Source organism: Arthrobacter cupressi, from assembly GCF_900099975.1.
In the GTDB taxonomy this organism is placed as follows: domain Bacteria; phylum Actinomycetota; class Actinomycetes; order Actinomycetales; family Micrococcaceae; genus Arthrobacter; species Arthrobacter cupressi.
Genome location: NZ_FNEI01000024.1, coordinates 21,510 through 27,765 on the forward strand (window position 1 = coordinate 21,510; position 6,256 = coordinate 27,765).

Here is a 6,256-nt window from a genome sequence, read left to right on the forward strand (position 1 = left end):
GAACCGAACAAACAGGAGTACAGTGTGAACCGCCTTCAACAGGCGCTCGACGCCCTCGTCGAGCGAATCGACACTCCGTCGCCCATCATCTTGGCCGACGTGATGCAGGAAAACATTGACCGGATGCAGGCCTTCGCCGACCGGCAGGGCCTCCAAGTCCGGCCGCACGTCAAGACGCACAAATGCGTGGAGATCGGCCGCCGCCAGATCAAGGCAGGAGCGGTCGGAATCACCGCGGGCAACGTGGGTGAAGCCGAAGTGTTCGCCGCGGCCGGATTCGACGACATCTTCATCGCCTACCCGATCTGGCCTGCTGGTACTAAAGGGCCGCGGATCCGCAAACTGGCCGAGACCATCCGGCTGCGAGTCGGCGTCGATAACCTCGCGGCGATCGACGCCCTCGCCGACGCCATGGGCGACAACGCCGATCAACTGCAAGTTGTGATCGAGGTCGATTGCGGCGCCCGTCGTTCCGGTGCAGCTCCAGAGTACGCAGGCGAGCTCGCCGCCGCCGCCCGCAACCGAGGCCTCGTGCCGGCGGGTGTCTTCACCTACCCCGGCCACGGCGGTTCCGGACCAGACGCACGCGAGCGTGCGGCGCGGGACCAGGACGCCGCGCTCACCACAGCGGTGCGCAGCCTCGCGGCGATCGGTATCACTGCTGAGGTAGTCAGCGCCGGATCCACACCCACCGTGGCGTTTGCCACCAACAGTGTGATCACCGAGATTCGGCCCGGCGAATACATCTTCAATGACCTCGGTAACGCCAGGCTCGGTGCCTGCACGGAAGATCAGATCGCGCTGTTCGTCGCCGGCACGGTAGTCAGCGATTGGGTTCCCGACCAGGTCATGCTCGACGTTGGTACCAAAGCCATCGGCCGCGAAGGTACCCCCGAAATCGGCTACGGCGGGATCGCCGGTACCAACGCTGTCTTGTCCAGGCTGAACGAATACCACGGCTTCCTCCCGCTGCCAGAGGGAGACTTCCGCCCGAGCGTCGGGACCGTGGTTCCCGTGGTGCCCAACCACGTCTGCCCGGTAGTGGTGAATTTCGAGGAGTACATCGTTACCGACAGCACCGGGACGTCCCTCGAACGCTGGGCCGTCGACGCCCGCGGATTCAACAACTAACGCAAGCACACGGGGACGGGGCGGGGGTGTCCCCGCCCCGTGCCTTCAACCCCACTACTTACTAGCCATGAAGGAGAGTCTGTTATGAGACTCCAGAAAGCCACTGCCCTTGTCACGGGCGCCAACAGCGGCATCGGGCAAGCCGTGTGTTCCCACTTCCGCCGCGAGGGGGCACGCCTGCTGCTCACCGGACGCAAGGAGCAGATCGACAGCGCCCAGCCGGAGGACGCCTACGTCCCCGGAGACCTCAACGACGAGGCCTTCGTCGAACACCTGGCCCGCGAAGCCGCCGAAAGCTTCGGCACCGTCGACGCCGTCGTCCTCAACCACGGTCTCCAGGTCAACAGCCCGCTGACCGCGATGTCCTACGAGGACGCGAAGAACACGCTCCACAGCAACCTGCTGAGCTCATTCCTGGTGATGAAGCACTTCGCGCCGCTCATGCCCGCTGCGGGCGGTTCGTTCGTCCTGGTCAGCTCACGCCTGGGCATGGTCGGCATGGCAGACCAGGTCCTCTACTCCGCGGCCAAGGGCGGGCTCATCATGCTCGCCAGGGGCGCCGCGATCGAGTGGGCTGAACGGAACATCCGCGTCAACGTCGTCGCCCCCGGCCTGACCGCGACCCCCATCATCGAAGCGTCCATCCAGCGGCGGGAGGATCCGGAGGCTTACCGCCGGCAGCGTGAGGGCCAGATCCCCCTTCAGCGCCTTGCCACCCCCGAAGAGATCGCAGACGCCGTCCTCTTCCTCGCATCCCCCGAGTCCTCCTACATCACCGGGGCAACCCTGCCCGTCGACGGCGGATACACCGCGTTCTAGCTTGCCCGCCCAAGGGGTCAGGTTCGCCTACGAGGAAATGACACAGCCGAAAGCCGTGGCGATCGCCTCATAGGCGAAGCAGTTTCGAAGCACTGGAGTGAAATGTCAGAACTTACATCCGAGCGATCATTGCGAAACCTGGAATGCTCCCACTACCCGAAGGAGTCCAGGGAGTGTGCCGATGTCAAGTGCACGGTACCGGCGCCTCTTGACCATATTGATGAAGCGATCCTCCGCGAACTGGAGGCGGATTCGCGGCTCACGGCGGATGCCGTCGCCGTTCGGGTTGGGACCAGCCCGGAAGAATGCGCGATTCGTATTGAGGAACTGGAGAAAACTGGCCACATAGGGGGCTACACGCTAGTGCGGGACTACCCTGCCCCGGCATTGCGCCCAATCTCTGCCGTGATCAGAGTGGTTCAAGACCAGACACGCACAGGCGCGGACCTCATGCGCTCTTTGGACTACATCCACGAAATCGTCACCGCGGAGGTCCTTCAAGACGACCGTTCCCTCCTCTTGAGGGTTCACGTCAAAGAACCTGGCCGCATCGAGGCGATCGCCAGCGGGTTGCGAATCCAGTCGGCTGTTGTGTCGGTGGAAGTGAGCAGAACGACGATTGTTCCCTTTCGCCCGCGATCCATGTCGAGACCGCCGCTGTAAGGCGCAAGGACATGACGAAACAGAAATTCAGCCGCGGCAAAAGCAGGGTCGAGAAGGATTTGTTCGGAGCCGGGGAGATTCCGGCGGAAGCTTACTGGGGCATTCATACGCTTCGCGCACTCCAGATCATTCCCGTCACCGGCATCCGGCTCTCCTCGTACCCGGTGCTGGTGAAGGCACTTGCCCTCGTCAAGCGTGCTGCCGTGCTGGGGAACTCGGACCGTGGCCTGATCAGTGAGGAAAAGAAGGTCGCCATCGTCCAGGCCTGCAAAGAGATTGAGCAGGGCGACCTTCTTGACCAGTTCGTCGTCGATATCATTCAGGGCGGGGCAGGGTCACCTTCGGTCATGAATGTGAACGAGGTGATCGCTAATCGCGCCCTCGAGATCCTGGGCCACACTCGGGGCGCGTATGAGTTCATCCACCCGATGCGCGACGTGAACATGGGCCAGTCCACGACCAAGGCTTATGCCGTGGCTGTCCAGATAGCGGCTATCAACAGCGGCCTCGAGCTTCTCCACGCGATGGCATTTCTCCGCGGTCAACTGGCCCGGAAGGCCCTCGAGTTCGAGGGAGTCGCCACGATCAGCCGGACGCCGGCACGGGATCCGCAGCCTATGACGCTGGCGCAGGAATTCACGATGTACGCGGCGTTGGTGAACGAGGACGAACAAGGCATCCGGGAAGCGCTCGTTCCAGTCCATCAGGTCAGCACCGGAGAGGCAGCCATTGCGACCGGCGCCGACACACATCAAGAATATGCATTAGCTCATTTGCTGCAGATGACCGGACTGCCCCTTGGACAAGCCGGCGCTGACTTGGAGAAGTCTGAAGACTGCAGTGCCTTCGTACTCTTCTCGGGGGCGCTCAAGCGCACTGCACTCAGGCTCTCAGGAATGTGCAGCAACCTTCGGCTACGCTCCTCCATGCCATGGACGGGGCTGGCCGATATCAATCCCGCCATTCCCGAAGGTGTTAATCAGCTCGCTTTCAAGGTCGTCGGAAACGATCTGACGATGGCGATGGCGGACGAAGAACAAGGCCAATCCAGTGTCTTCAAGCCAATCATCGCGCAGACCCTGCTTGCCAGTCTCGCCTACCTCACGTCCGCCTGCACGACCCTCGCAGAACACTGCATCAGCGGAATCACAGCCAATAACCATGTCAGCCCCCAAACCAAGGAAGAAAGCCGTTGAGTACACCATTCGAGACCGTGACGTCGATGAAATCCAACCTCACCGCATGGCTGAGCGCCGCTGGCAGGTGATATCCGATGATTACCACGATCGAACCAGGGCGATATTTCCACGTCAGGGGCAACACCCAAGGCCAAATTAATGACGATCTGAATACTGCGGTGGGGAGGGCTCATGCTCACGCACTCGAAGAAGGCTGGCTTGGCGTTCTCATCACCCGACACGGACCGGATATCTACACCGTGGCCCTGAGCTCCATGGTCCCGTATGGCGAAACTTTCGAACGGGACGATTGGATCCATGCGGACAGTGGGGCCACTTTATGACATCAGTCCCAGGACCACCCTCGTGCGATGGCCGGCCCACCTCGAGATCAAACTAAGAAGGACATGATTATGGAACTTATCCTCAACAATGGCGTCACGATGCCGGCCCTTGGACTTGGCGTCTTCCAGAGTCCGCCGGATCAAACGACGGCGGCTGTCGAGGCCGCGCTGGCGGCTGGCTACCGCCACATCGACACCGCGGCCGCATACGACAATGAGCGGGAAGTTGGCGACGGCATTAGGAGGTCCGGCCTCGACCGATCCGAAGTGTTCATTGAGACGAAGGTCTGGGTCAGCGATTACGGATACGAACAGACCTTGCACGCCTGGGAGAAGTCAGCCGCCAAACTCGGCGTCGATTATGTGGACATGCTCATCCTGCACCAGCCCGCACCGGATCGTTTCGAAAAGACCACCGCCGCATACAAAGCACTCGAGACCCTGCTCGGTGACGGGCGGGTGAGGGCGATCGGCGTTAGCAACTTCATGCCGCACCACCTGGAGCAACTGCTCGCGAGGACCGACATCGTCCCGACCGTCAACCAGATCGAACTGCATCCCTACTTCACACAGCCGGCCGCGCAGGCAGCGAATGCAAAAAGCGGCATCCTCACCCAGGCATGGTCACCGATAGGCGGCATCACCTTCTACCCCGGGTTTGGAGAGAACCGCAAGAAGAACGTCATGGGAGACCCGACGATCGTCGCCATAGCCCAAGCCCACGCGAAAAGCCCAGCCCAGGTGATGCTGCGATGGCACCTGCAACAGGGCCGCTCTGCCATCCCAAAGTCGACGAACCCGGCACGTATTGCGGAGAATCTCGACGTATTCGACTTTGAACTCAGCGCGGACGAACTCGCAGGCATTGATGCGCTAGACCTTGGTTTGCGCAATGGACCGGACCCGGACGTGGCGCGGCTGGCTAGCTTCGCCAGGGTGATTTCCGAGGCTTAGTACTGGAGCCGTTCCCTAAGGCGCCACTTCAGGCAGGAGATCTCCAGTTCTACTGGCTGGGCTGGTCGTGTCGCGCTCTGCCGGACCAGCAATGGACGGTGGGAGGATCACTAGCGGAGAGAGGCATGTCGTGCACTTGGTTCCAGGATTTTCGTTCGGTGGCGAAGTCGTCGTTTTTCGACGCCATGATTCGGATCGCAGCAGCGGTCAGTTCGGCTTTGCTTCTAGTGAGAGGGGCCGACGGATGGCAAAAAGGAAGTGTGGACACTGTCCACCCTTTGCCTGTCGGACTGGGCCGTACATCGGCCGGACTGGCCCGGTTTGCCCATGTTTTCGGGGGAGTGGCGGAATCTAGGGGCTCGGAACCCGGTTCGAGTCCCACCTCGGGCACAGCATAACCCCTCGTCAGAGGGGTTTTCGCTTTTAAGTGTGTACAAAGCTGACAAGTGCCTCTGCTGATCGCCCCGGGGGTGCTTGCCGCCGGGTCGGCCTTTTCGCCTCCAGCGGGTAAGCCAAGCGGCAGCCCCGCAGTCACCGCGGTCCGCGCTGCTCAGCACCGCTCACTTGGGCCGTTGTGTCAGCCATTCCTTAATGGTCCGGGCCTCCGGCAGGACCTCGCGCGTTGCCTGCGTACTCATGTCGAATTGTCCGGTCTGCAGCCATCGCCACATGGTGGTGAGGTCCTTCCCCACGAACCGTTCAAACAGCTTCTCCGGCATCGGCAACCCACGGGGCTTTCGTCCGGTCTGTTCCTGCCATAGGGTGCGGCACTCGTCTATTGACTGCACGTCGGATGCCAAACCCAGCACCGCGCCGCTCCACCTTTCGGGGTCGGCGAACATTCGGGCGGCGATGGCACCCAGATCGTCAACGCACAGCCAGCCCACCGGCCGGGTCGGGCCCATCAGCTTTGGCATCAGGTGCCAGGTGGAAAACTGTGGGTAGTAACCTTGGTCCGTCATCAGTTCCATGAAAGCCATTGGCCGGAGCACGGTGAGCGGCAGTCCGAGTTCGCGAAAGCGCAGGGCTATGACCAGCTTCGAGTCCCAGGAGCCGACGCCTGTCGGCTGGTCGCTGACTCCTGCCGCCCCGTACACCACGTGGCGTATGCCCGCTTCAGCTGCAGTCTCCGCCACGTTGCTGCCTTGCCGGACTTCGGCGTCGATT

Annotated in this window: 6 protein-coding genes; 5 read left to right on the top strand and 1 reads right to left on the bottom strand. The window is 61.9% G+C overall.

Translation table 11 applies throughout. From position 1 onward, the window contains the following. Positions 1-24 precede the first annotated feature (24 nt). The 5 genes from BLP88_RS18155 to BLP88_RS18180 all read left to right on the top strand — a co-directional run bounded on the left by BLP88_RS18155 (position 25) and on the right by BLP88_RS18180 (position 5,089). Positions 25-1,131 (top strand): alanine racemase, encoded by a 1,107-nt coding sequence (locus BLP88_RS18155; RefSeq protein ID WP_084111361.1) that lies wholly within the window; start codon positions 25-27, stop codon positions 1,129-1,131. Between the two features lie 84 nt (positions 1,132-1,215). Then, entirely contained in the window at positions 1,216-1,950 is a 735-nt protein-coding gene (locus BLP88_RS18160; protein WP_074591549.1) for an SDR family NAD(P)-dependent oxidoreductase, read from the top strand. A gap of 102 nt (positions 1,951-2,052) precedes the next feature. Next, the gene (locus BLP88_RS18165; protein WP_074591551.1) at positions 2,053-2,613 is read left to right on the top strand and encodes an Lrp/AsnC family transcriptional regulator; all 561 of its coding nucleotides are present in this window, start codon (positions 2,053-2,055) and stop codon (positions 2,611-2,613) included. A gap of 11 nt (positions 2,614-2,624) precedes the next feature. Then, positions 2,625-3,809 carry a lyase family protein gene (locus BLP88_RS18170; RefSeq protein ID WP_074591553.1) on the top strand — a complete coding sequence of 395 codons (1,185 nt, stop codon included), beginning with the start codon at positions 2,625-2,627 and terminating at the stop codon, positions 3,807-3,809. A 395-nt stretch (positions 3,810-4,204) separates the two neighbouring features. Continuing rightward, positions 4,205-5,089, top strand: coding sequence for an aldo/keto reductase (locus BLP88_RS18180; protein WP_074591562.1), 885 nt, complete (start codon positions 4,205-4,207; stop codon positions 5,087-5,089). A gap of 560 nt (positions 5,090-5,649) precedes the next feature. On the opposite strand, the gene BLP88_RS18185 is transcribed toward BLP88_RS18180, so the two are convergent. Further along, positions 5,650-6,256, bottom strand: a 607-nt coding sequence (locus BLP88_RS18185; protein WP_074591557.1) for an NmrA family NAD(P)-binding protein, incomplete at its 5' end; no start/stop codon positions are given.